The organism is Serratia fonticola, assembly GCF_001006005.1.
GTDB lineage: Bacteria > Pseudomonadota > Gammaproteobacteria > Enterobacterales > Enterobacteriaceae > Chania > Chania fonticola.
Window position 1 is genome coordinate 3,469,876 of sequence record NZ_CP011254.1, and the last position, 25,543, is coordinate 3,495,418.

Below are 25,543 nucleotides of genomic sequence, written 5' to 3' on the forward strand. Positions count from 1 at the left end.
CAATTGAGGGACACAGCCTAATTTTAGGGGAGAAGTCCTGTCGCAGTAGTTCATCTAGGAGACGCTATGAACAAGGTTGCTCAGTATTACCGCGAGTTGGTGACATCGCTGACGGAACGTTTAAAGAACGGTGAGCGTGACATTGACCAGTTGGTCGCCAGTGCCGAGAAACGCTTGAACGAGGTGGAGGATCTCAGCCGTACGGAAGTAGAGCAGTTGACCCGGGCGGTGCGCCGCGATCTGGAAGAGTTCGCCCGCAGCTATGAAGAGAGCCGGGAGGAATTCACCGACAGCGTGTTTATGCGCGTGATTAAAGAAAGCCTGTGGCAGGAACTGGCGGATATCACCGATAAAACCCAGTTGGAGTGGCGTGAGGTGTTTAAAGATGTTAGCCATCACGGCGTCTACCACAGCGGTGAGGTGGTTGGGCTGGGCAATCTGGTGTGTGAGAAATGCCATCACCATCTGGCTTTCTATACGCCGGAAGTGCTGCCTCTGTGCCCGAAGTGTGGTCACGATCAGTTCCAACGTAGGCCGTTTGAGCCTTGATATATCAGCAGAGATGCTACTGATGTAGGGGCGCTGCATACTGCGCCCATTTACATATTACGTCATCAAAACCTCAATAGCTGTGATTACTGGTGCCACAGGTGGGGATCATGCAGAACGCCGACACGCCGTGAATCCGTCCTTGGAGGCTCGAATCGCGCATCCTTGCGCTCAACGGTCGGCTAACCTGCATGATCCCCACCTATCAGAGGCTTCGGAGTCGCGGTAAAAGGCGGGTTCGGAATTATGTTCTGGTGCAGGTGTTAGTTTGTTACAGGGCTGACATAGGTGACGTGATTGAGTTGTGGCACGTTCCGTCCCCTCACCCCAACCCTCTCCCACAGGGCGAGGGGGCTGCCCGGCATCTTTGATAAGGCTGTGCGGCTTCGGAAAGTAGGGCATAAGAACAAGAAATACAAGGTATTACACAGGGCAATCAGCACACTCGATCGGTTCCCTCTCCCTGTGGGAGAGGGTTAGGGTGAGGGGTCATTTAATAACGTGAAACGCACTCGACCATCAGATCGATAAAGCCTTGGCGGTTGATATGGGTCAACACCTCGACGTTGGCCGGTTTACCGTTTTGGCCAAACTCATCCACTACCGTCATGCCCACGGTGTATTGACCTTGGGTCTCCACACCCACCCACAGCTCACGGCTTTCAAACAGCTCCGGGGCCAGCAGCCAGGCGATGGTGCAAGGGTCGTGCATGGCGGCACCCGGCAGGCCACGCGGGTGGCTGAGATACAACGGCAGGTAGAAATCGAGCATGCTGGCTACCGCTGCCGCCACCGGATTATTAATGCTGCGGATGCGTTCGATATCCTGCGGTAACACCAATGCCTGATGGGTGACGTTCAACCCGGCCATGGTCAGCGGTACGCCGGATTGCAGCACGATTTCGGCCGCTTCCGGATCGACGTAGATATTGAATTCGGCCACCGGCGTGGTGTTGCCTGCATTCATCCCACCGCCCATAAACACGATGCGTTCAATCTTGCTTTTCAACTCTGAGTGCTGTGACAGCAGCAAGGCAATATTGGTCATCGGGCCGGTGACTACCAGCGTAATCGGCTCTGGGCTGGTACGCAGCAGATCGGCAATCAACTCGACCGCAGTTTGTTTTACAGGCTGGAAATCCGGTGCTGGCAGATGGGTGTTGCCCATACCGGTATCACCGTGCACGTAATCGGCAATCACCAGATCGCGCATCAAGGGCTTGGCGGCACCGCCAGCGACCAGGACATCTTGCCGTTGCATTAGCGTCAGCAGGCCAAGGGCGTTATGCAGGGTTTTTTGCGGTGTCTGGTTACCAGCGGAAGTGGTGACGGCTTTAACATCTAACGTAGGGGCGCGTAGTGCCATGGCAAGGGCAATAGCGTCATCAAGACCTGGATCACAATCGATAATAATAGGGCGGGACATCACTTTCTCCTTCAGCGTTATCGTTATACCCGTCATCTTTCAAGCTGCAGCGTTGTTACCTGCGCTATCTCACCCCAGTCACTTACAAAAACGTAAGCTCCTGGGGATGAGATAGCTTGTCGCCTAGCTGCAACTTGAAATCTATAGGGTATTTACGTGTCGTCTTGCTAGCGGCAGCTTTAAGTTCATCGGGGTCTATGAGGATCGGGGGAAAGTGCGAAACAAACAAGCACTATTGATGCGCCCTGGGGGGCAGGGCGCATCTGGTACATCAATGCAGGATTTTGGCCAGGAAGTCTTTGGCACGTTCTGACTGCGGGTTGTTGAAGAAGTCATCTTTATTGGTGTCTTCCACAATCTTCCCTTCATCCATAAAGATCACCCGGTGGGCCACCTTACGGGCAAAGCCCATTTCGTGGGTCACCACCATCATGGTCATCCCTTCCTGCGCCAGCTTGACCATCACGTCCAGCACTTCGTTGATCATTTCCGGATCGAGCGCCGAGGTGGGCTCATCAAACAGCATGGCGATCGGATCCATACACAGCGCACGGGCAATCGCCACACGCTGCTGCTGGCCACCAGAGAGCTGCCCAGGGAACTTTTCGGCATGTGCCGACAGGCCCACGCGCTCCAGCAGTTTCAGGGCTTTATCGCGTGAGGCTGCCTTGTCGCGCTTGAGCACTTTAACCTGCGCCAGCGTCAGGTTTTCAATGATCGACAGGTGAGGGAACAGTTCAAAATGCTGGAACACCATCCCCACTTTGGAGCGCAGTTGCGCCAAGTTGGTGCTCTTGTTGTTGACCTGAATGCCGTTAACCTCGATATCGCCTTTCTGGATCGGCTCGAGCCCGTTGACGGTTTTAATCAGGGTCGATTTGCCTGAACCGGAAGGACCGCAGACCACCACCACTTCGCCTTTTTTGACTTCGGTGGTGCAGTCGGTCAGAACCTGAAAGTGACCGTACCACTTAGAAACATTTTTCAGGGATATCATCAAACAGTCCTTTTCTTCAAATAGCTTACCAGCGCCGAGGCGGCGAGACTGATAACAAAATAGACCAAACCGGCGAACAGGATCATTTCCACCTGTGTACCGTCACGCTCACCAATGGTTGACGCGGTGCGGAAGAAGTCGGCCAGGCTTAGTACGTACACCAGGGAGGTATCCTGGAACAACACGATCCCCTGGGTCAGCAGCAGCGGCACCATGGCGCGGAACGCTTGCGGCAAGATCACCAGCCGCATCGATTGCCACTGGGTCATGCCCAACGCCAGCGAGGCAGAGGACTGACCGCGCGACACGCTTTCAATACCTGCCCGGATAATTTCCGAGTAGTAGGCGGCTTCAAACAGCGAAAAGGCTACCATAGCCGAGATAAGGCGAATATCGGTTTTCGGTGACAGCCCAAGAACTTGTTGTAATAAGCTTGGAACCACCAGATAGAACCACAGCAGCACCATCACCAGCGGCACGGAGCGGAACAGGTTGACGTACAGCGCCGCAAACCAGCTGATCGGCTTGATCGGCGACAGGCGCATCACCGCCAGAACGGTGCCCCAGAGGATACCGAACACAATAGCCGTCACGGTGATTTTCAGCGTGACGACCAGCCCTTGCAGCAGATACGGGAAGCTTGGGACGATCGATCCCCAATCAAATTGGTACATTATTTACTCCCCATATGGCCAGGTAACTGCACTTTCTTCTCGACAATACGCATAAACAGCATGATGACGGCGTTGATAGCGACATAGGCGAGGGTGATGGCAGTAAAGGATTCATAGGCGTGTGCGGAGTAATCCAGCAGCTTCCCGGCCTGAGCGGCCATATCCACCAGCCCGATGGTTGAGGCAATGGCGGAGTTTTTTACCAGGTTGAGCATTTCCGAGGTCATCGGCGGCACGATCACTCGATAGGCGTTGGGCAGCAGCACGTAGCGATAGGTTTGTGGCAGCGTCAGGCCCATTGCCAGCCCGGCCGCCTGCTGGCCGCGGGGCAGGGATTGGATTGCGGCACGCACCTGTTCGCAAACGCGCGCAGCGGTAAACAGCCCAAGGCACAGCATGGAAGAAACAAAGAATTGCACGTTGGGATCGAGCTCGCTCTTGAACCACATGCCGAGATCGGCTGGCAGCAGCTCCGGCATCACCAGATACCAGGTAAAGAATTGCACGATTAGCGGCACGTTACGGAATAGCTCAACGTAACAGGTACCTAGTGAGGAGAGAAAACGGTTGGGTACGGTACGCAAGATACCGAACAGTGAACCGACAAAGAAGGCAATAATCCATGCACAGACGGAGAGGGCGACCGTAACCTGAAAGCCGGACCAGATCCAGCCCAGGTAGGTGGTATTCCCAAACGGGGCCTGCTGCAGAAAGATACCCCAGTTCCAATCTATTGACATAACGAACTCCGGCAAACAGGTGCAAAACACCTTACAAACCTTACAACTTGATGACCGTTCAATCGTGGCGCACGCCAGTCAGGCTGGCTTTTTGGTGTGCCTTGAGTCGTGTTTAGGAAAGAATGCGGGAGGGGAACGGCCCCCCGCATACCTGTCTGCCCTATTACAGTCATCTACAACAGCCAGCTTGGCTGGCTTGATCTTTATTTTTAGTTTAGTTCAGTGCTTTGTCGTTTGGTTCTTTAAACAACTGCTTCATGTCGTCAGACAGTTCGAAGTTCATGTTGAGGTTTTTCGGTGGGATTGGCTGTTTGAACCAGACCTCAAACCATTTGGCTGCCTGGCCAGAGGTCTGAGCTTGAGCGATAGTTTCATCCACCAGTTTTTTGAACTCTGGATCGTCTTTACGCATCATGCAGCCATAGGCTTCTTTGGACTGTGGAGTGGCAATGATTTCCCACTGATCCGGCTGTTTGGCCTTGGCGCGTTCGCCTGCCAGCAGGGCATCATCCATCATAAACGCCACCGCACGGCCACTTTCCAGAGTGCGGAAGGAATCGCCGTGGTCTTTGGCACTGATGATGCGCATTTTCATCTGATCTTTGTCGTTCAGCTTGTTGAGCAACACTTCGGAAGTGGTGCCTGAAGTGACAACCACGGCTTTACCGGCCAGATCTTTAAAGTCTTTGATGTCGGAGCCTTTCTTGACCAGCAGACGGGTACCGACGACGAAGATGGTATCAGAGAATGCGGCCTGTTTCTGGCGCTCGAGGTTGTTGGTGGTGGAGCCACACTCAAAATCGAAGGTGCCGTTTTGCAACAATGGAATGCGGTTTTGCGAGGTGATCGGCAGCATTTTCACCTGCAGATTAGGCTCGTTCAATTTCTTCTTGATGGCATCAACGATTTGGTTGGAATAGTCCTGGGAGTAACCCACAACTTTCTGCTGATTATCGTAGTAGGAGAACGGAACTGAGGATTCACGGTGGCCAACAACAATCACGCCGTTATCTTTGATTTTCTTCAGCGTACCGGTCAGTTCTTCCGCATGGGCTACGCTACTCGCCATCCCGATCAGCAGTAACGATAACGCCAATTTGCGTATTTGCATGGTCCAACTCCTGTGCTGTTGTGATTGCCCGCACTCAGGGAGGGCGGGTTAATACGGCTGAGCTATAAAGATAGTCCTAATGCCGATTTACGATAGAAAATAACCGATTGTGAACAAGATGAAACTAAGTTGTTTCATTTTTTGCGACATCACGCGCACCAAATGAATGCAATAAACCCCTGATGCACCACTGGGGTGCGAGACTTGCGCTGGAGTTGTGCACGGATGCGACAAGATGTCAGTTAAAGTAAATCAGCAACGTTCTACAGGGTAATTAAAGCAAGGAGCATGCCAGAAACATCAGAAGGGAAGGGGCAACAAGAAATGAAGAGGGCACGGTAAGGCACCGTGCCCAAAGAGAACTTATCTGCGGCGCCAGCTAATGAGCAGCGCGATGCCACCCAGCAGCACGGTGATGATCCACACTGGCGCAGAGCCAAGGCGGGCATACGGCGTGATGCCGGTAGTTGGTGTCACCTTCACTTCCAGCACCTTGCGGGTGAACTGTGGGATGGATGCCAACACTTCGCCGGTTGGGCCAACGACGGCGGTGATACCGTTATTGGTGCTACGCAGCAACGGCCTGCCCAGCTCCAATGAACGCATACGCGCCATCTGGAAGTGCTGCCATGGGCCGATGGAATGGCCGAACCAGGCATCGTTGGACACGGTCAGCAGGAAGTTGGTATCCGGACGGAAGTTATCGCGCACCTGCTGGCCCAGCACGATTTCATAGCAGATGGCTGCCGTCAGGTTGTAACCGCGTACGCTGAGCTGTGGCTGCACATAATTACCACGGCTGAACGAGGACATCGGCAGGTCGAATAACGGAGCCAATGGGCGCAGCAGCGTTTCCAAGGGCACAAACTCACCAAAGGGCACCAGGTGATGTTTGTCATAGCGATTGGCTGCCGGGTAGCTGTAAGGCTGTTCCTCGCCAAGCACGATCACGCTGTTGAAGAACTGCGTACCTTGTTGCGTAGCACGAGCGTCCACGATACCGGTGATCAGGCTGCTGTTCTTGGCGCGCATCAGATCGTCCATCATGGTAAGGAAACCGTTCTGATTGCTCTCTACATCGGGAATGGCGGACTCCGGCCAGATGATGATCGGCACTTTGCCCATCAGCGGACGGCTCTCATCCAGATAGGTTTGCAGCGTACTGAGCAACGCCTTCGGATCCCACTTCATCGACTGCTCGATATTGCCCTGCACCATGGCGACGTTCACCGCTTTATCCGGCTGCGGCGTAAACCAGTGGATCTGGCGCAGCGGCCACGGCAGTAACAGCATGGCGATAGCAATGACCGCCGGGGTGATGCGCCGCTGGTTGAGGGCAAATACCAGCAGGCCGCTGAGGGACATCAGCATCAGCGTGATCGCGTCCACGCCGAGCAATGGCGCAATGCCTTTCAGCGGACCATCGATCTGGGTATAACCAAATTGCAACCAGGGGAAACCGGTCAGCACCCAACCGCGCAGGAACTCGGTCAGTTGCCATAGAGCCGGGGCGGCAATGGCCAGCCGCCACCAGGTGGTCCGTGGCCAGATCCGCGTCAGCAAACCGGCGAATAACCCGGTATACAGCGAAAGATAGGCGGCCAGCAGCACGACCAGGAAAATATTGATGGCAAACGGCATACCGCCGAAATCGGCAATGCTGACGTAAACCCAGTTCACGCCGCTACCAAACAGCCCCATACCCCAGCAGAAACCGAGCAGGGCGGATTGTTTGGTAGTGCGGTTGAGGGTCACGGCCAACAGGCCGCACAGCGAAACAATGGCCGCAGGCCAGATATCGTAAGGGGAGAAGGCCAGCGTGCCACAGGCACCGGTCAAAAGCGCCAGCAGGGCGCGAACCCGCTGGCGATCTAGTAATGAGGCTTTAGCCATGTGTAAGTTATTCTTCCAGTTTCGGTTGCGGGGCGTCGTCCGGAATTTTGACATGAACCTGGATGATACGTCGACTGTCGGCCATCGCAACTTTAAAGAGGTAACCTTCGATTTCAATGGTTTCCCCGCGCGCTGGCAGGTGGCCGAAGGCCTGCATCACCAGGCCGCCGATGGTGTCCACCTCATCGTCGCTGAAATGGGTGCCGAAGATGTCGTTGAAGTCTTCGATCGGCGCCAGCGCCCGCACGGTGAACATGTGGCGGCTCAGTTGGCGAACGTCACGATCTTCTTCATCGTCATATTCGTCCTCAATTTCCCCGACAATCAGCTCCAGAATGTCTTCGATGGTCACCAGGCCAGAGACACCGCCGAATTCATCAATGACAATCGCCATGTGATAACGCTGGGAGCGGAACTCCTTCAGCATCCGGTCAACCCGCTTGCTTTCCGGTACCACCACGGCGGTACGCAGCACCTTGTCGATGCTGAACGGCTCGGAGTCTGCGCGCATAAATGGCAGCAGGTCCTTGGCCATCAGAATGCCTTCGATGTGATCTTTATCTTCGCTGATCACCGGGAAGCGCGAGTGGGCGGATTCGATAATCACGTCCAGGCACTCTTCCAGCGTCTGGTTACGCTTGAGCGTCACCATCTGGGAGCGTGGTATCATGATGTCGCGCACGCGCTGCTCGGCGATATCCATCACGCCTTCCAGCATGTCACGGGTATCGGGATCGATCAGGTCGTTTTGCTCGGAATCACGGATCAGCTCTACCAGATCGCCACGGTTTTTTGGTTCACCGTGGAACAGCTGGTTAAGGATAAGAGTAAAGAACCCCTTCTTGGGACTGGGGCTGTCATTGCTTTGTGAATGGTCGTCGCTCATGGCGTTTTAGTTAATATCACTCTATTGAGTTATCAAAATTAGCGACAGCCCCAATCGGGGCTGCGGGGTGCTCAGCTAACATCAGATGGGATCTTTTTCCGCGAGGTAAGGGTCTGGGTAACCCATCTCCTGCATTATCTCGGTTTCCAAAGATTCCATTTCTTCGGCTTCATCGTCTTCGATGTGGTCATACCCTAGCAGATGAAGGCTACCGTGAACAACCATATGCGCCCAGTGTGCTTCCAGCGCTTTCTGTTGTTCAACCGCTTCCTGTTCAACCACTTGACGGCAAATAATCAAATCACCCAACAGCGGCAGTTCGACTTCCGGCGGTGCCTCGAACGGGAATGATAACACGTTGGTGGGCTTGTCTTTACCACGATAGGTCAGATTCAGCTCATTGCTTTCCGCCTCATCCACCAGGCGGATGGTGACTTCGGCCTCTTCCTGAAACTGTGGTAATACCCCTTCCAGCCAGCGCTGGAAGGTGGCTTCATCCGGTAATCCTTCACTGCTGGCGCAGGCAATTTGTAAATCCAGAATAACCTGGCTCATGGTGTTTCCTGTTCGGAGGCAACCGGTGCCTCACGTCTACGTTGTTCGGCGATGGCATCTTTGCGTTTTTGTTCGGCGGCTTCCCAAGCTTCATAGGCGACCACTACACGGGCCACTACCGGGTGGCGCACCACGTCTTCGCTGTGGAAGAAGTTAAAGCTGATCTCTTCCACCTCAGACAGCACTTCCACCGCATGGCGCAGGCCGGATTTCTGATTACGGGGCAGGTCGATCTGGGTCACGTCGCCGGTGATCACCGCTTTCGAATTGAAACCGATACGCGTCAGGAACATCTTCATCTGTTCGATGGTGGTGTTCTGGCTTTCATCGAGAATGATAAAGGCGTCATTCAGCGTACGGCCACGCATGTAGGCCAGCGGCGCAACTTCGATCACGTTACGCTCGATCAGCTTTTCCACGCGTTCGAAGCCCAGCATTTCAAACAGGGCGTCATACAGCGGGCGCAGATACGGGTCGACTTTCTGGCTCAGATCCCCCGGCAGGAAGCCCAGCTTCTCGCCAGCCTCAACCGCCGGGCGGGTCAGCAGGATACGCCGGATTTCCTGGCGCTCCAGAGCATCTACCGCAGCCGCAACCGCCAGATAGGTTTTACCGGTACCCGCCGGGCCAACGCCAAAGGTGATGTCATGGGCGAAAATATTGGCGATGTATTGCGCCTGGTTAGGCGTGCGGGGCTTCACCATGCCGCGTTTGGTCTTGATGGTGACCGATTTGCCGTAATCCGGCACGCTGTCTGCCACCTGCTCCAGCACCCGGCTCTCTTTGATTGCCAGGTGGATCTGTTCCGGATCGATATCTGGTGTCACGCCACGGATCGGCGCGGTATCCACATACAGATGGCGCAGAATATCGGCGGCGGCAACCACGCACAGGTTTTTACCGACCAGCTTGAAACGGTTGTCACGGCGGTTGATTTCAATCCCCAGCCGACGTTCGAGTTGTTTGATGTTGTCATCAAACGGGCCGCACAGGCTCAACAGGCGTTGGTTATCTGCGGGCTCCAACAGGATTTCTTGTGTTGCGACGTTCAAACGATTCCTCAAGGCTCAACAGGGCCTGGTTGATGTCACGTAACGCGATTTCAGCGCGGGCATTCAGGGCAACCCCCGAACAGCTCTACCCTGAATTATTCATGGTGTACCGCACCGGCGCAAGTTTACCTCTGATCTATCTGTGCGCAGTGAAGGGAATTCAAGGGGGGAGGGCGAATACATTCGCCCTGAAATGGTAGGGGGCGCATACATCCGCCCCGTGGTTAACAGCGGAAATCAGCTCTTCTTCACAAATTCGGATTTCAGCTTCATCGGGCCAAAGCCGTCGATTTTACAATCGATGTTGTGATCGCCTTCGACCAGGCGGATGTTCTTCACCTTGGTGCCGATCTTCAACATGGAAGAACTGCCTTTGACCTTCAGATCCTTGACCACGGTCACCGCATCGCCATCGGCCAGCAGGTTACCGTTGGCATCTTTGACAATCAGGGTATCGGCATCTTCAACGGCCGCGCTGTCGCTCCACTCATGGGCGCACTCAGGGCAGATGAACAGGGCGTTATCCTGGTAGGTGTATTCGGAATTGCACTTCGGGCAGTGTGGGAGTTGCATTATTGTGTCGCCTCATAATCAAAATAAAAAACAAAATTACCGGACAATGACTGCCCGGCAGAGAAAAAGGAAAATGCCAAGGTGGCGGGGCGATCAGGGTTGGTAACTACCGACGCCCAGCTCATCTTCCTTACGGGTACGTGCAATCACCGCTTGAGGGGATTGATGCACGCGCAGTTCCATCTGCTGTTCGGTGCGGATCAGGGTACCGCGCAGAGAATTGGTTAACACTTCGGTAATTTCGACGTCGACGAACTGGCCGATCAAATCTGGGGTGCCTTCAAAGTTGACCGTCCGGTTGCATTCGGTGCGGCCAGAGAGTTCCATCAAGCTCTTGCGTGAGGTGCCCTCGACCAGAATACGCTGCACGGTGCCCAGCATACGGCGGCTGAACTGCATCACCTGCTGGTTGATCCGTTCTTGCAGCAGATACAGACGCTGTTTTTTCTCTTCTTCGCTGACGTCGTCAACCATGTCTGCCGCCGGAGTGCCGGGACGCGAAGAGTAGATAAAGCTGAAGCTGGTGTCGAAATTCACCTGGGCAATCAGGTTCATGGTCTGTTCAAAGTCGGCCTGGGTTTCCCCTGGGAAACCGATAATGAAATCGGAGCTGAACTGGATATTGGGCCGAGCCTGACGCAGCTTACGAATAATCGCTTTGTATTCCAGCGCCGTGTGGGCACGTTTCATCATGGTCAGAATGCGATCTGAACCGCTTTGTACCGGCAGATGCAGGAAGCTGACCAGCTCGGGCGTATCTTCATATACCGCGATAATGTCATCGCTGAACTCAATCGGGTGGCTGGTGGTAAAGCGGATGCGATCGATCCCGTCGATAGAGGCCACCAGGCGCAGCAGTTCGGCAAATGAGCAGATGCCACCATCAAAGGTTGCGCCACGATAGGCGTTGACGTTCTGGCCCAGCAGGTTCACTTCACGAACACCCTGGGCGGCCAACTGAGCGACTTCAAACAGGACATCATCGCTTGGGCGGCTGACTTCCTCACCGCGGGTGTAAGGCACCACGCAGAAAGTACAGTATTTGTTGCAGCCTTCCATGATCGAGACGAAGGCGGTTGGCCCATCGGCACGGGGTTCCGGCAGGCGGTCGAACTTTTCGATTTCTGGGAAGCTGATGTCCACGATTGGGCTATGCGAACCGCGCACGTGGTTGATCATCTCCGGCAGGCGGTGCAATGTCTGCGGGCCAAAAACGATGTCAACGCAGGGCGCGCGCTGGCGCAGATGTTCCCCTTCCTGTGAAGCAACGCAGCCGCCGACGCCAATAATCAGATCGGGGTTGTTCTTTTTCAGTTGCTTCCAACGGCCCAACAACGCGAAAACCTTTTCCTGCGCCTTCTCGCGGATCGAGCAGGTATTGAGCAGCAACACGTCCGCTTCTTCAGCGTTTTCAGTCCACTCGAAGCCGTGTGTGCTTCCCAGTAAATCTGCCATTTTTGATGAGTCGTACTCATTCATCTGGCAGCCCCAGGTTTTAATATGTAGTTTTTTCGTCATTGACTTGCCATTACTCAGTGCGGAGAGAAAGTTGCGTTACGCGCCATGCAGGAAGGCCATTGTAATCATTTGGCGCGCTGGTGACCAGCGACGTGGCAGTAGCATGCGACCTGAAGCCAGATTAAAAATCCGGTACACTGAGCCAAGATGCCTAATTAACCAAAAGTATAGCCAAAATGAACACTTCTCAAAAACGCTTTGATGCCGTGGTGGTTGGCGGTGGGATGGTAGGAGCCGCCGCCGCGCTGGGGCTGGCTCGCGCTGGGTTGTCGGTCGCTTTGTTAGAGCACGAGGCTCCCGAGACGTTCGATCCCCAAAGCCCGCCGGACCTGCGGATCTCCGCTATTGGCTGCACCTCCGTTGGCTTGTTGAAGCAGCTTGATGCCTGGCCTGCGGTGTTGCAGATGAGATCGGCACCGTATCGCAGGCTGGAAACCTGGGAATGGGAGTCCTCTCGGGTGGCGTTTGATGCGGCCACGCTGGGGCTGCCAGAGTTGGGTTTCATGGTCGAGAACCGTATTTTGCAGCTCGCTTTATGGCAGCAGTTGGCACAGTGCGAGAATTTAACGCTGTACTGCCCTGCAAGGCTACAGGCGATGCATCGAGCCGATGACCAATGGCAGGTGACGTTAAGCTCGTCAGAGACCCTACAGACGCATTTGGTGGTGGGTGCCGATGGTGCTCACTCACAGGTACGCAAGCTGGCGGCGATTGGCACCAGCGGTTGGCAATACCGCCAGGCGTGTATGTTGATCACCGTGGAAACCGATCAACCGCAGCAGGATGTGACCTGGCAGCAATTCCTTCCCTCTGGCCCACGCGCGTTCCTGCCGCTGTACGACCAGTGGGCAACGCTGGTGTGGTATGACAGCCCGCAGCGTATTCGCCAGTTGCAGGCGTTACCTATGGCGCAGCTCGAACAAGAGATTGCGGCAGCTTTCCCATCCCGCTTGGGGGCTGTGAAAGCTCATGCCGCCGGATCTTTCCCACTGGTGCGCCGCCACGCGCAACGCTATGTGCAATCCGGGCTGGTGCTGCTCGGCGATGCCGCGCATACCATCAACCCGCTGGCCGGGCAGGGCGTGAACCTTGGCTATCGCGATGTGGATGCGTTGCTGGAGATCGTGGGCGACGCCCGTGAGCAGGGAGAGGATTGGGCTAGCGAAGAAGTGCTGATGCGCTATCAGCGCCGTCGTCGTACCGATAACCTGCTGATGCAAAGCGGCATGGATCTGTTCTATACCGCCTTCAGCAATAACCTGGCTCCGCTGGGCGTGGCGCGCAATCTGGCACTGATGGTGGCGGAAAGGGCGGGCAAGCTGAAAGAGCGGGCGCTGAAGTATGCATTAGGTCTGTGATGACATGGGGCGCCGCATGTTGCGCCCATTAATCCAAACGCAGAAACTCAGAAAAGCAAAAAGCCCGCCGAAGCGAGCTTTTCTAAATTTGGCTGGGGTGCCAGGATTCGAACCTGGGTATGCTGGTATCAGAAACCAGAGCCTTACCGCTTGGCGACACCCCAATTGTAAAGCAGAAAGCATGGTGGCTACGACGGGATTTGAACCTGTGACCCCATCATTATGAGTGATGTGCTCTAACCAGCTGAGCTACGTAGCCATTTTATGTTGCTGGTTAACGGTGTTGTATGGCTGGGGTACCTGGATTCGAACCAGGGAATGCTGGTATCAAAAACCAGTGCCTTACCGCTTGGCGATACCCCAATAACACAATTAACTTTTTTTACTGCGCCCCATCCGGAAAAGATGGCTGGGGTACCTGGATTCGAACCAGGGAATGCTGGTATCAAAAACCAGTGCCTTACCGCTTGGCGATACCCCAATAGCATAATCAACTTTTTTACAGCGTTCCATCTGAAAAGATGGCTGGGGTACCTGGATTCGAACCAGGGAATGCTGGTATCAAAAACCAGTGCCTTACCGCTTGGCGATACCCCACCTGCTGTATGCGCGACTGATGAAAGAAAATGGTGCGGGAGGCGAGACTTGAACTCGCACACCTTGCGGCGCTAGAACCTAAATCTAGTGCGTCTACCAATTTCGCCACTCCCGCAAAAAAGATTGGTGGCTACGACGGGATTCGAACCTGTGACCCCATCATTATGAGTGATGTGCTCTAACCAACTGAGCTACGTAGCCATCTTTTTCGCTCAACCTTCATCGGCGTTGCGGGGCGCATTATGCGTATATGGCCGATTTGCGTCAACTAGTTTTTTCCCGAAAAAGCGACTGGGCGGCTTGTTTGTCTGGGTTGTGAACAGTATGGTGATAAAAACGGCAATTCGGAGGGTTAGCGGTTGAAAACATCCACAAAAAAGCGGGCCATCAGGCCCGCCGAAGGTAAAACGGTGACGGTTTACTTATAGGCTGATTGGTGTACGCCTACGGCACGGCCTGATGGGTCATCCATCTTTTTGAAGGATTCGTCCCATTCAATGGCTTTTGCCGATGAGCAGGCTACGGAAGGGCCGCCAGGGACACATTCCGCCGCGCTCGGCAGTGGGAACAGTTCTTCGAAAATCTCGCGGTACAGGTAGCCTTCTTTGCTGTTTGGCGTGTTGTACGGGAAGCGGAAACGTGCGGTTTCAAGCTGTTGATCGCTAACCTGCTTGGCAGCGACTTCTTTTAGCGTATCGATCCAGCTGTAACCGACACCGTCGGAGAACTGCTCTTTCTGGCGCCAGGCCACGCTAGCTGGCAGATAAGACTCGAAGCATTGGCGAATAATGTGCTTCTCCATCTTGCCGTTACCGCACATTTTATCCTGCGGGTTGATGCGCATCGCCACGTCCAGGAAGTTTTTATCCAGGAACGGCACGCGGGCTTCTACCCCCCAGGCAGACATCGCTTTGTTGGCACGTGCGCAGTCGTACATATGCAGCGCCAGCAGTTTGCGTACGGTTTCCTCGTGGAATTCTTTGGCATTTGGCGCCTTATGGAAGTACAGGTAACCACCGAACACCTCATCGGCCCCTTCGCCAGACAGCACCATCTTGATGCCCATCGCTTTAATCTTGCGCGACATCAGATACATCGGCGTGGAGGCGCGGATGGTGGTGACGTCATAAGTTTCGATGTGGTAGATCACATCGCGGATGGCATCCAGGCCTTCCTGCACCGTGAAGTGGATTTCATGGTGGACAGTGCCAAGGTGGTTAGCGACCTCTTGGGCTGCGCGCAGATCCGGGGAACCTTCCAGCCCGACGGCGAAGGAGTGCAGCTGCGGCCACCAGGCTTCACTGCGTTCATCATCTTCTACCCGGCGTGCGGCATATTTTTTGGTGATGGCAGAGATCACCGAGGAATCCAGCCCGCCGGAGAGCAGTACGCCGTAAGGCACGTCGGACATCAGGTGGCTTTTGACCGACTCTTCCAGTGCGTTGCGCAGAGCGTTGGCATCGGTGACGTTGTCTTTGACGTTGTCATAGTCGAACCAGTCGCGCTGGTAGTATTCGCGGATTTCACCGTCCTGGCTCCACAGGTAGCTGCCCGCCGGGAATTCCTTAATGCTACGGCAGACCGGCACCAGCGCCTTCATCTCAGAAGCGACATACAGGTTGCCGTGCTCATCGTGCCCCATATACAGCGGGATGATGCCGAGGTGGTCACGGCCAATCAGGTAAGCGTCTTTTTCCGTGTCGTATAGGGCAAAGGCGAACATACCTTGCAGATCGTCCAGGAAGTTCGGGCCTTTTTCCTGATACAGCGCCAGGATCACTTCGCAGTCGGAGCCAGTCTGGAATTGATAATGCTCACCCAACTGCTGACGCAGGGCCTGATGGTTATAAATTTCACCGTTAACCGCCAATACGTGGGTGTGCGCAGCGTTGTACAGCGGTTGGGCACCGTTATTCACGTCAACAATCGACAGGCGCTCGTGAACCAGAATGGCTTTATCGCTGGCGTAGACGCCGGACCAGTCTGGGCCGCGATGGCGCATAAGGCGCGACAGTTCCAACGCTCTTTTACGCAATTCAACCGGATCGGACTTCAGATCGAGCACACCGAAAATAGAACACATACAAACTCTCCTAACGACATTTTATGGCGGTGATGTGATGTGCAGCGCGCCTGTAAGATCAGTAACGGTGCGGCTTTGCTGCCTTCTGATAATGAAAATGCGTCAAAAGCTGAGGTAGATGCAAGCAATTTAACGTTACGCTGAAAAATAGTCTTGGGGTGGGGTGCTAAAATTAGAGAATATTCATTTTTTAGCGGTAAAAATTGTCGAATATATAATTTATTGCCGAATGAGGCGAGGGCGAGATAAATTTTCAGGCTTTTTGATGATCGATGTTTCCCCTCACCCCAACCCTCTCCCACAGGGAGAGGGACCTGTCCGGAGATCTTGATTAGCTTGTGCGACTTCGGAAAGTAGAGTGTAAGAACAGCAAGGTAAGGTATTACGTCAAGCGATCAACGAGCTGGGTCGGTCCCCTCTCCCTGTGGGAGAGGGTTAGGGTGAGGGGCCATTGCTTGCGGCTTAAAAAATAGTGATATCCGCCACGGAAGGGAAGATATAGCTCGGGCGGAACGGCATGGATTCAACATCGTTCAGATTTGAGACGCCAGACAGCACCAGCACGGTTTCCAGCCCGGCCTGGAAGCCAGCCAGGATATCGGTGCGCAGGTTGTCCCCGACAATCACCGTTTCTTCCGAGTGGCCCTGCATCTTGTTCAGCGCGGCGCGGATAATCCACGGGCTAGGCTTGCCGACATAAAACGGCTTACGGCCAGTGATCTTCTCGATCGGCGCGCACAGAGCCCCACAGGCCGGTGTGAAACCATGGCCATGGGTATCCGGGTTGGTGGCAATAAAGCGTGCCCCGTTGTTCACGAAGAAGGCCGCTTTATGCATCATGTCCCAGTTGTAGGAACGGGTTTCACCCACGATCACGAAATCCGGGTTGATATCGGTGATGGTAAAGCCGGCTTTGTAGAGTTCGTGGATCAGTGCGCCTTCGCCTACCACATAGGCTTTTTTACCTTCCTGGCGGCGCAGGAAATCGGCCGTCGCCATCGCTGAGGTATAAAACGCGCTTTCTGGCACGTCCAGGCCTGCGGCGGCAAAGCGGTTGGCCAGATCCTGGGCGGTTTGCGAAGGGTAGTTGGTTAGCACCACCAGCGGCATCCCCTGCTCCTGAATACGAGCCAGGAACAGATCGGCTCCAGGGATCGGGGTATTGTCATGCAGCAGCACGCCGTCGATGTCACATATCACGTTTTTGATAGTCATTGTTGCTGGTCTCATGATAAACGGCAGGGCAAAAAAGCCAGAAGTGCATCCCTGCCAAACAGGCAGTTTAACTTTCTAGCAGCCGTTGGAGAAGTACACCGTTGAGCATTGCCCGTTTAGCCAGGGCAAAAGCACCGATCGCTGAACGATGATTGAGTTCGGAAGTGACCACCGGCAGGTTTCTGCGGAAATCCTTCAGTACCTGGGTGTTGATGCAGCTTTGGATGGCGGGTAACAGCACTTTGTCCGCTTCGGTGATTTCACCGGCGATCACCACTTTTTGCGGGTTGAACAGGTTGATGGCGATGGCTACCGCCTTGCCCAGATAGCGACCAACGTGTTCGATCACTTCGCTGGCCAGCAAATCTCCGCGATTGGCGGCTTTGCAGATGGCGGCAATGCTACAGTCGTCCAGCGTCATTTTGCTTGGGTAGCCCTGACTCAGCAGGTGGCGTACGCGTTGTTCGATAGCAGCGTTGGCTGCCACGGTTTCCAGGCAGCCGAAGTTACCGCAGTGGCAGCGCTCGCCGAGGGGATCGATTTGAATATGACCAATCTCCCCCACGTTGCCGTTATTACCGAGGAAGATTTTGCCGTTGACGATGATCCCGGCGCCGGTGCCCCGGTGCAGGCGCACCAGAATGGAGTCTTCACAATCCCGGGTAGCCCCGAAGTAGTGCTCCGCCAAGGCCAGGCTGCGGATATCGTGGCCGACAAAACTGGTGACGTTGAAGCGTTGCTGAAGATGATCGACTAACGCCCAGTTATCGACGCTGATGTGCGGCATGTAGCGCACTACGCCTAAAGCCGGATCGACCAGGCCAGGCAGGATCACGGCAATGGCGATCAGTTCGCGCAGTTTGCGCTGGTAGCTATCGATAAACTGCGCAATGGCGTTGAGCAGTGCGTTTTCCAGTGTCTCCTGGGTGCGTTCCGGCAGAGGATAGTGCTCCTCTCCGAGCGACTTACCGCCCATATCGTACAGAGTGATAGTGGCATCATGGCGGCCCAGGCGGACGGCAACGGTGTGGAAATTGCGGGTTTCACTGACAATGGAAATGGCACGGCGGCCACCGGTGGAGGCTTGCTGATCGACCTCTTTGATCAGCCCGCGCTCCAACAGTTGGCGAGTAATTTTAGTGACGCTGGCGGGGGCAAGCTGGCTGAGTTCGGCAATCTGAATGCGCGAGATCGGGCCTTGCTGGTCGATCAGGCGATACACTGCTGCGCCGTTAAGTTGCTTAACTAAGTCAACATTCCCTATTTGTGCTTGTCCGCCAGTGCTCATCAATAATTCTACTCGCTGTTCATGGATTAAACCTCGTTGCCGTTAACGAGGGTCTTGGTGATTTGATAATCACGGGTAAAGGCGGTCAGGTTGGCGACCTTGCCGGCTTCGATGGTGCCTAAACGTTGTTCGACACCGATAGCGCGAGCCGGGTAGAGCGTTGCCATACGCAGTGCTTCGTCCAGTGCGATACCGACATGCTCTACGCTGTTCTGCACCGCTTCGATCATGGTCAGTGCGGAGCCGCTCAGAGTGCCGTTTTCGTCAACGCACAGGCCGTCACGATAATAAATGGTTTTACCCGCAAAAATAAACTGATCGATATCCGCGCCTGCTGGTGCAGTAGCATCGGTAACCAGCACCAATTTATCACCTTTTACCCGCTTGGCGTTACGGATACTCGCCCAGGCCACGTGGTGCCCATCGGCAATGATGCCGGTATACACTTCTGGCGTGTCGAAGATCGCGCCCATCAGGCCCGGTTCGCGGCCACTGATGTACGGCATGGCATTGTACAGATGGGTGGCGAAGGTAATGCCTGCGGCGAAACCAACGCGTGCCTGATCGTAAGTGGCATTGGAGTGGCCAGCGGACACTACGATACCGGCGTCGCTCAACTGTTTGATAAAGTGTGGTTCCACCATTTCTGGCGCCAGGGTCACTTTGCTGATCACGTCGGCATTGGCACACAGGTAGTCGATCATCTCGCTGGTAGGCTTGCGGATAAACGCCGGGTTGTGGGTGCCTTTCTTCTCCAGGCTCAGGTACGGCCCTTCCAGATGCAGGCCAAGGGCCTGATTGGGATGGTTCTTCAGATAAGCGCGCATCACATTGATGCCGTGCTTCATATAATCGTCGCTGCAGGTGATCAGCGTTGGCAGATAGCTGGTACAGCCGGATTTCTCGTTGGCGCGCTGCATGATTTCCAGCGTGGTTTCCGAGATGGCTTCCAGTGAGTCGTTAAATTGCACGCCGCCGCAGCCGTTAAGCTGCACGTCGATAAAACCGGGGGCTAGGATGGCGCCACCCAGATCGCGCGTTTCGATGCCTGCTGGCAGCTCGGCCAGTGGGCAGACTCGTTCAATCAGGCCATCAGCAATCACTACCGCATGGTCATCAAGCACGTCGTGGCCGGTAAAAATCCGGCATTGGGTTAAAGCGAACATGTAGCCCCCTGCAAAAAATTAAAGACTATTAACGCTTTCCGCTTCCAACTCGCGGAAATACTTAACGGTTTTCACCTTCAGTTCCATGGTGGACGGTTCGTCACAAACCACCACGGCTTTGGCATGCAGCTGCAGGCAGCTAATGGTCCACAGGTGGTTGATGCTGCCTTCCACTGCGGCTTCCAGCGCCTGTGCTTTGCCACGGCCAGTGACCAGGATCATCACTTCTTCCGCATCCAGCAGGGTACCTACGCCGACGGTCAGGGCATATTTTGGCACCTGGCTCACGTCACCGTCGAAGAAGCGGGAGTTGGCGATACGGGTTTCTTCGGTCAGCGTTTTGATGCGGGTGCGTGAAGCCAGGGAAGACGCTGGTTCGTTGAACGCAATGTGGCCATCGAAGCCTACACCGCCCATGAACAGGTTAACTTTGCCGTAGGATTTCATTTTGGCTTCGTACTGACGGCACTCTTCGTCAACGTCTGGTGCGTTGCCGTTCAGCAGGTTGATATTTTCACGTGGGATATCAACGTGGTCGAAGAAGTTACGGTACATGAAGGTGTGGTAGCTTTCCGGGTGTTCCTGCGGCAGGCCAACATATTCATCCATGTTGAAGGTCACGACGTGCTTGAAGCTGACTTCACCGGCTTTGTGCATCGCGATCAGGTGTTTGTAGGCTTCCAGCGGGGTGCCACCGGTTGGCAGGCCAAGGACGAACGGGCGATCTGCGGTCGGTTTGAAGGCGTTGATACGCTGAACGATATGGCGTGCGGCCCATTTGCCGACTTGAGTAGTGTCTTGTAGTGGGATAAGTCTCATCGTACACCTCTAGGTAGAATAAACTGTGTCTATACTGGTACGGGCAACAACCGTAGCTTAAAGCGTAACTCAGCTTTGTGAAGCTGGTATTCGGGATTACTGTCCGTTGATTTTTTGAATGATAAAATAAGTTTTGTGCGATGGCTAGCAATGTGGCAGTTTAACACTACTTTTTGGTGACATTTGTCACAAAAAAGGAGGTTTTAATTTGCGATACGAAATAATTTTTTTACACTCCGCATGAGTGATACGTGCCAAGCGTTATTTCTAAAAAGGTAGTGAGTTATCTCAATAAACTGCCAATAGGGTCCGGCATCGGACGAATAGGGGGAAAAGGTGAACATTCTTAGTTATTTACAAAAGGTGGGTCGGGCCTTGATGGTTCCGGTAGCCACACTGCCTGCCGCGGCCATCCTGATGGGTGTCGGCTACTGGATTGACCCGGTTAGCTGGGGTGGGGACAATGCTCTGGCAGCCTTGTTCATCAAATCTGGTTCGGCCATTATCGATCATATGTCGGTCCTGTTCGCCATTGGTGTGGCTTACGGTATGTCCAAAGACAAAGACGGTGCTGCTGCACTGACCGGTTTTGTCGGCTTCCTGGTAGTGACCACGCTGTGTTCACCTGCCGCCGTGTCAATGATTCAAAAGATCCCTCTCGATCAGGTTCCAGCCGCCTTTGGCAAAATCGAGAACCAGTTCGTGGGTATCCTGGTGGGTATCATTTCTGCCGAAGTCTACAACCGTTTCAGCGGTGTTGAACTGCCGAAAGCGCTGTCATTCTTCAGCGGCCGCCGTCTGGTGCCAATCCTGATCTCCTTCCTGATGATCCTGGTTGCCTTCATCCTGATGTACATCTGGCCGGTAGTGTTCAACGGTCTGGTCAGCTTCGGTGAGCAGATCCAAAAGCTCGGCTCTGCCGGTGCCGGTATCTACGCCTTCTTCAACCGTCTGTTGATTCCGGTCGGTCTGCACCATGCGCTGAACTCGGTATTCTGGTTTGACGTTGCCGGTATTAACGATATTCCTAACTTCCTGGGTGGTTCGCAGTCTATCGAAGCGGGTAAAGCGACTATCGGTATCACCGGTCGTTACCAGGCAGGCTTCTTCCCAATCATGATGTTCGGTCTGCCGGGTGCAGCACTGGCCATCTACCACTGCGCACGTCCAGAGAACAAAGCGAAAGTGCTGGGTATCATGATGGCGGGGGCGTTCGCTGCCTTCTTCACCGGGATCACCGAGCCGCTGGAATTCTCCTTCATGTTCGTTGCTCCTGTGCTGTATGTGATCCACGCTATTCTGACTGGTATCTCCGTGTACATCGCGGCCAGCATGCAGTGGATTGCCGGTTTTGGCTTCAGTGCCGGTCTGGTGGATATGGCGTTGTCAACGCGTAACCCACTGGCGACCCACTGGTTCATGCTGATCCCGCAAGGCCTGGTGTTCTTCGCTATCTACTACGTGGTCTTCCGCTTCACCATCAAAAAATTCAACCTGATGACCCCAGGCCGTGAACTGGCGGTTGCCGGTGACGAAACCGACGGTTATGACGTGGATACCGCTGCTGGTAAGAACGAAGATGAAACCACTACCCTGGCTCGTCGCTATGTGAGCGCCATCGGGGGTTCTGACAACCTGACCGGGATCGATGCCTGTATCACCCGTCTGCGTCTGAACGTTAAAGATTCTGCGTTGGTGAACGATGCTCTGGCTAAACGCCTGGGTGCTTCTGGCGTGATCCGTCTGAACAAACAAAGCGTGCAGGTGATTGTCGGGACTCGTGCCGAACTGATTGCCAGTGCGATGACCAAAGTGATTGCAGCAGGCCCGGTAGCGGCAGCCTCTGCTCCAGCGGCCGCAGCCGCTGCGGCAGAAGTTAAACCGCAGGCCGTACCTAACGTTGCTAAAACCGTGTTGGAAGCGCTGGTGGCGCCGGTAACCGGTGAAGTGGTTGCTCTGGATCAGGTGCCGGACGAAGCCTTCGCCAGCAAAGCGGTCGGTGACGGTGTGGCGATTCGCCCAACCGATAAAACCGTCGTGGCGCCAGCTGATGGCACCGTGGTGAAAATCTTCAACACCAACCACGCTTTCTGCCTGGAAACAGACAAGGGCGCGGAGATCGTCGTGCACATGGGTATCGACACCGTGGCGCTGAACGGTCAGGGCTTCAAACGCCTGGTGGAAGAGGGTGCTGAGGTGAAAGCAGGTCAACCTATCCTGGAAATGGATCTGGAATACCTGAACGCCAATGCGCGTTCGATGATCAGCCCGGTAGTGGTCAGCAATGCTGATGACTATGCTGGCCTGACGGCGCTGGCAACCGGCAATGTCGTTGCTGGCCAGACCAAGCTGTTCGAGATCCAGAAATAAGTTGGGTTTAACCCTGACTCCGCCCGGGCGTTAAACGGGCGGTAAGCAGTATCAGCGGGAAAAGAGCGATCTTTTCCCGCTTTTTTTGTTTTTGCACCATGGGAACTTGACGAATAACGGTTGTTTCTGGGCGCGGCTTATTGGAACATAGAAGGTTATATGTGTAGCGCTTTGCATTTGAGGAATAGTGACATGAGTGAGGCAGAAGCCCGCCCAACCAATTTTATCCGTCAGATCATTGATGAAGATCTGGCATCAGGGAAGCATACGTCGGTTCATACACGTTTCCCACCGGAGCCTAATGGCTATCTGCATATCGGCCATGCCAAGTCCATTTGTCTGAACTTTGGTATCGCCAAGGATTATCAGGGCCAATGTAACCTGCGCTTCGATGACACCAACCCGGTAAAAGAAGACATCGAATTTGTCGACTCCATCAAGCACGATGTGGAGTGGTTAGGCTTTACCTGGAGCGGCGACGTTCGTTATTCCTCGGACTATTTCGATCAACTGCACCAGTATGCGGTTGAGCTGATCAACAAAGGTCTGGCCTATGTTGACGAGCTTTCTCCCGAGCAGATCCGTGAATATCGTGGCTCGCTGACGGCTCCGGGCAAAGACAGCCCGTACCGTACCCGCACGGTTGAAGAGAACCTGGCGCTGTTTGAAAAGATGCGTAACGGCGAGTTTGCCGAGGGCACTGCTTGCCTGCGCGCCAAGATCGATATGGCCTCGCCGTTTATCGTGATGCGCGATCCGGTGATCTACCGCATCAAGTTTGCGGAACACCATCAGACCGGCAACAAATGGTGCATCTACCCGATGTACGATTTCACCCACTGCATTTCCGATGCGCTGGAAGGGATCACCCATTCGCTGTGTACCCTGGAGTTCCAGGATAACCGCCGCCTGTACGACTGGGTGCTGGATAACATCACCATCCCTTGCCATCCGCGTCAGTACGAGTTCTCACGCCTGAATCTCGAATACGCCATCATGTCCAAGCGTAAGCTGAGCCAGCTGGTCACCGAGAAGATTGTTGAAGGCTGGGATGACCCACGTATGCCAACCGTGTCCGGTCTGCGTCGTCGTGGCTATACGGCCGCCTCCATTCGCGAATTCTGCCTGCGTATCGGCGTCACCAAACAAGACAATAACGTCGAGATGATGGCGCTGGAGTCCTGTATTCGTGACGATCTGAATGAGCACGCACCGCGTGCCATGGCCGTGCTGGATCCGGTGAAGGTGATCATCGAGAACATGTCGCAAGACGTGGAAATGGTGACCATGCCTAACCACCCGAACCAGCCGGAAATGGGCAGCCGTGAAGTGCCGTTCAGCCGCGAAGTGTACATCGACCGTGCAGACTTCCGCGAAGAAGCCAACAAGCAGTACAAACGCCTGGTGCTGGGCAAAGAAGTGCGCCTGCGTAATGCGTATGTGATCAAGGCGGAACGCGTGGAGAAGGATGCGGAGGGTGAAATCACCACCATTTTCTGCACCTACGACCCAGATACACTGAGTAAAGATCCTGCCGATGGCCGCAAGGTGAAAGGCGTGATCCACTGGGTGTCTGCGGCACACGCCTTACCGGCAGAAATTCGCCTGTACGATCGTCTGTTCAGCGTGGCTAACCCGGCGGCGGCAGAGGACTTCCTCGCCACCATCAACCCGGAATCGCTGGTTATCAAGCAAGGCTTTGTCGAGCCAAGCCTGGCAACTGCCCAGCCGGAAAAAGCCTATCAGTTCGAGCGTGAAGGTTATTTCTGCGCCGACAGCCGCTATTCTACAGCCGAGCGCTTGGTGTTTAACCGCACCGTAGGCCTGCGTGATACCTGGGCCAAGATTGGCGCTTAAGCTTAGCCAAGCCTAGCGCGTTTCCTTGCCTGTTTGTCTCTTGATCGGATCTTCTGGTCAAGAGACATCTCCAGTTTTGCTCTGAATACTACCCTCATGTCACTTCCCATCCCGCTTACTGTCCCTGATTTTGGTTATTTAGCCCGCGTTTTTACCTGCAACCATAAGACCATAAAAAAATGTGGTAATAAACTCGTCGGATTTATCTGGCCTGCACTTAATATTGCGTAAATTCTGAGTCGTTCACCTTGGCTTATTCCTATTACTAAATATCGAAATAACGGGAGGTTGCGACCACTTATACTTATATTTTTTCGCTCTGCGTATTAGCCACAAATTTATTGATCTGCGTTAGTTGTTCGGCTATTCTTGCCAGAAATACAGGATGGTAAATAATAAAAATCAGCATGCTTTAATAAAGGCATAGTTTATTGTGCCTTTATACTAAGCATGGCTTTTTTCTATCGGGATAGATAATGCCAAGGCTGATTTATACTCACTATATAAGGATTATGTTGTGAAAAAGCTTACTGTTTCTCAAGCCAACTCAATTGTCGGCGGTACCTGCAAAACCTGTTCTACCAAATATATCGCCTCTGGTTTCAAGTGCAATATGGTAACGACCTGTACCGATAAAACCGGTAAAGTCATCAGCCAGGACTCTAAACCTACCGCATTGGCCAATTGCGGTATCATTGAGAAGTAATACTGAGTAACAGTATCCTGTTGCCACCGTCCTTACTACCCTTGAGTAGATGGTTATTGAGCCAGAGTCACGCTCAACCCTGTGTCCAGTAAGGGCGGGTAAGGCATGGA

General features: G+C 54.2%; 21 protein-coding genes and 7 tRNA genes. 5 read left to right on the forward strand and 23 right to left on the reverse strand.

Translation table 11 applies throughout. The annotated features are described in order from the left end of the window. Nucleotides 1-66 precede the first annotated feature (66 nt). Nucleotides 67-549 carry a zinc ribbon-containing protein gene (locus tag WN53_RS15415; RefSeq protein ID WP_024483199.1) on the forward strand — a complete coding sequence of 161 codons (483 nt, stop codon included), beginning with the start codon at nt 67-69 and terminating at the stop codon, nt 547-549. Between the two features lie 493 nt (nt 550-1,042). Here the strand turns inward: WN53_RS15415 and rihA are convergent, their stop codons facing one another. From rihA to miaB, 11 genes are all read right to left on the reverse strand, one after another. Further along, nucleotides 1,043-1,975 carry a pyrimidine-specific ribonucleoside hydrolase RihA gene (rihA, locus tag WN53_RS15420; protein WP_024483198.1) on the reverse strand — a complete coding sequence of 311 codons (933 nt, stop codon included), beginning with the start codon at nt 1,973-1,975 and terminating at the stop codon, nt 1,043-1,045. Nucleotides 1,976-2,246: 271 nt separating this feature from the next. Next, complete coding sequence (locus WN53_RS15425; RefSeq protein WP_021179998.1) at nt 2,247-2,972, reverse strand: amino acid ABC transporter ATP-binding protein; 726 nt, start codon at nt 2,970-2,972, stop codon at nt 2,247-2,249. Then, nucleotides 2,972-3,646 (reverse strand): glutamate/aspartate ABC transporter permease GltK, encoded by a 675-nt coding sequence (gltK, locus tag WN53_RS15430; RefSeq protein WP_021805327.1) that lies wholly within the window; start codon nt 3,644-3,646, stop codon nt 2,972-2,974. The genes WN53_RS15425 and gltK overlap by 1 nt, the downstream gene beginning before the upstream one ends. Then, a complete protein-coding gene (locus WN53_RS15435) occupies nt 3,646-4,386 on the reverse strand; it encodes an amino acid ABC transporter permease (RefSeq protein WP_024483197.1) in 741 nt (246 codons plus the stop codon). Before WN53_RS15435 ends, gltK begins: the two co-directional genes overlap by 1 nt. A 214-nt stretch (nt 4,387-4,600) precedes the next feature. Continuing rightward, nucleotides 4,601-5,497 carry an amino acid ABC transporter substrate-binding protein gene (locus WN53_RS15440; protein WP_024483196.1) on the reverse strand — a complete coding sequence of 299 codons (897 nt, stop codon included), beginning with the start codon at nt 5,495-5,497 and terminating at the stop codon, nt 4,601-4,603. Between the two features lie 363 nt (nt 5,498-5,860). Continuing rightward, a complete protein-coding gene (gene lnt, locus WN53_RS15445) occupies nt 5,861-7,390 on the reverse strand; it encodes an apolipoprotein N-acyltransferase (protein WP_024483195.1) in 1,530 nt (509 codons plus the stop codon). Nucleotides 7,391-7,397: 7 nt separating this feature from the next. Beyond that, complete coding sequence (gene corC / locus WN53_RS15450) at nt 7,398-8,276, reverse strand: CNNM family magnesium/cobalt transport protein CorC (RefSeq protein WP_024483194.1); 879 nt, start codon at nt 8,274-8,276, stop codon at nt 7,398-7,400. Between the two features lie 81 nt (nt 8,277-8,357). Then, entirely contained in the window at nt 8,358-8,831 is a 474-nt protein-coding gene (gene ybeY / locus WN53_RS15455) for an rRNA maturation RNase YbeY (RefSeq protein WP_024483193.1), read from the reverse strand. Next, nucleotides 8,828-9,883 carry a PhoH family protein gene (locus WN53_RS15460; protein ID WP_024483192.1) on the reverse strand — a complete coding sequence of 352 codons (1,056 nt, stop codon included), beginning with the start codon at nt 9,881-9,883 and terminating at the stop codon, nt 8,828-8,830. The genes ybeY and WN53_RS15460 overlap by 4 nt, the downstream gene beginning before the upstream one ends. Before the next feature lie 237 nt (nt 9,884-10,120). Further along, nucleotides 10,121-10,456: a zinc ribbon domain-containing protein YjdM gene (locus tag WN53_RS15465; RefSeq protein ID WP_021179990.1), complete on the reverse strand. Its 336-nt coding sequence runs from the start codon at nt 10,454-10,456 to the stop codon at nt 10,121-10,123. Between the two features lie 93 nt (nt 10,457-10,549). Next, nucleotides 10,550-11,974 (reverse strand): tRNA (N6-isopentenyl adenosine(37)-C2)-methylthiotransferase MiaB, encoded by a 1,425-nt coding sequence (miaB, locus tag WN53_RS15470; RefSeq protein WP_024483191.1) that lies wholly within the window; start codon nt 11,972-11,974, stop codon nt 10,550-10,552. Between the two features lie 176 nt (nt 11,975-12,150). On the opposite strand from miaB, the gene ubiF reads away from it, so the two are divergent. Next, nucleotides 12,151-13,332: a 3-demethoxyubiquinol 3-hydroxylase gene (gene ubiF / locus WN53_RS15475; protein ID WP_024483190.1), complete on the forward strand. Its 1,182-nt coding sequence runs from the start codon at nt 12,151-12,153 to the stop codon at nt 13,330-13,332. Between the two features lie 89 nt (nt 13,333-13,421). Here ubiF and WN53_RS15480 read toward each other — a convergent pair. The 12 genes from WN53_RS15480 to nagB form a co-directional block, all read right to left on the reverse strand. Further along, a tRNA-Gln gene (locus WN53_RS15480) sits at nt 13,422-13,496 on the reverse strand. Nucleotides 13,497-13,514: 18 nt separating this feature from the next. Next, a tRNA-Met gene (locus WN53_RS15485) sits at nt 13,515-13,591 on the reverse strand. A gap of 29 nt (nt 13,592-13,620) precedes the next feature. Continuing rightward, nucleotides 13,621-13,695: transfer RNA gene (locus WN53_RS15490), tRNA-Gln, on the reverse strand. Nucleotides 13,696-13,738: 43 nt separating this feature from the next. Then, nucleotides 13,739-13,813: transfer RNA gene (locus WN53_RS15495), tRNA-Gln, on the reverse strand. A 41-nt stretch (nt 13,814-13,854) separates the two neighbouring features. Beyond that, nucleotides 13,855-13,929, reverse strand: a tRNA-Gln gene (locus WN53_RS15500). 30 nt (nt 13,930-13,959) lie between these two features. Beyond that, a tRNA-Leu gene (locus WN53_RS15505) sits at nt 13,960-14,044 on the reverse strand. A 9-nt stretch (nt 14,045-14,053) separates the two neighbouring features. Further along, nucleotides 14,054-14,130: transfer RNA gene (locus WN53_RS15510), tRNA-Met, on the reverse strand. Nucleotides 14,131-14,347: 217 nt separating this feature from the next. Continuing rightward, nucleotides 14,348-16,012: an asparagine synthase B gene (gene asnB, locus WN53_RS15515; RefSeq protein WP_046808104.1), complete on the reverse strand. Its 1,665-nt coding sequence runs from the start codon at nt 16,010-16,012 to the stop codon at nt 14,348-14,350. 462 nt (nt 16,013-16,474) lie between these two features. Beyond that, the gene (locus tag WN53_RS15520) at nt 16,475-17,227 is read right to left on the reverse strand and encodes an HAD-IIA family hydrolase (protein WP_024483189.1); all 753 of its coding nucleotides are present in this window, start codon (nt 17,225-17,227) and stop codon (nt 16,475-16,477) included. Between the two features lie 67 nt (nt 17,228-17,294). Further along, on the reverse strand, nt 17,295-18,515 hold the full coding sequence (gene nagC, locus WN53_RS15525; protein WP_024483188.1) for a DNA-binding transcriptional regulator NagC: 1,221 nt from the start codon (nt 18,513-18,515) through the stop codon (nt 17,295-17,297). Between the two features lie 26 nt (nt 18,516-18,541). Beyond that, entirely contained in the window at nt 18,542-19,681 is a 1,140-nt protein-coding gene (nagA, locus tag WN53_RS15530) for an N-acetylglucosamine-6-phosphate deacetylase (RefSeq protein WP_021805318.1), read from the reverse strand. A gap of 18 nt (nt 19,682-19,699) precedes the next feature. Continuing rightward, nucleotides 19,700-20,500, reverse strand: a complete 801-nt coding sequence (gene nagB, locus WN53_RS15535) for a glucosamine-6-phosphate deaminase (RefSeq protein ID WP_021805317.1) — start codon at nt 20,498-20,500, stop codon at nt 19,700-19,702. A 336-nt stretch (nt 20,501-20,836) separates the two neighbouring features. Between nagB and nagE the strand changes: the two genes are divergently transcribed. The 3 genes from nagE to WN53_RS15550 all read left to right on the forward strand — a co-directional run bounded on the left by nagE (nt 20,837) and on the right by WN53_RS15550 (nt 25,433). Beyond that, on the forward strand, nt 20,837-22,870 hold the full coding sequence (nagE, locus tag WN53_RS15540; RefSeq protein WP_024483187.1) for an N-acetylglucosamine-specific PTS transporter subunit IIBC: 2,034 nt from the start codon (nt 20,837-20,839) through the stop codon (nt 22,868-22,870). A gap of 192 nt (nt 22,871-23,062) precedes the next feature. Then, nucleotides 23,063-24,727 (forward strand): glutamine--tRNA ligase, encoded by a 1,665-nt coding sequence (gene glnS / locus WN53_RS15545; RefSeq protein WP_024483186.1) that lies wholly within the window; start codon nt 23,063-23,065, stop codon nt 24,725-24,727. 517 nt (nt 24,728-25,244) lie between these two features. Then, on the forward strand, nt 25,245-25,433 hold the full coding sequence (locus WN53_RS15550) for a DUF4762 family protein (protein ID WP_024483185.1): 189 nt from the start codon (nt 25,245-25,247) through the stop codon (nt 25,431-25,433). Nucleotides 25,434-25,543 lie beyond the last annotated feature (110 nt).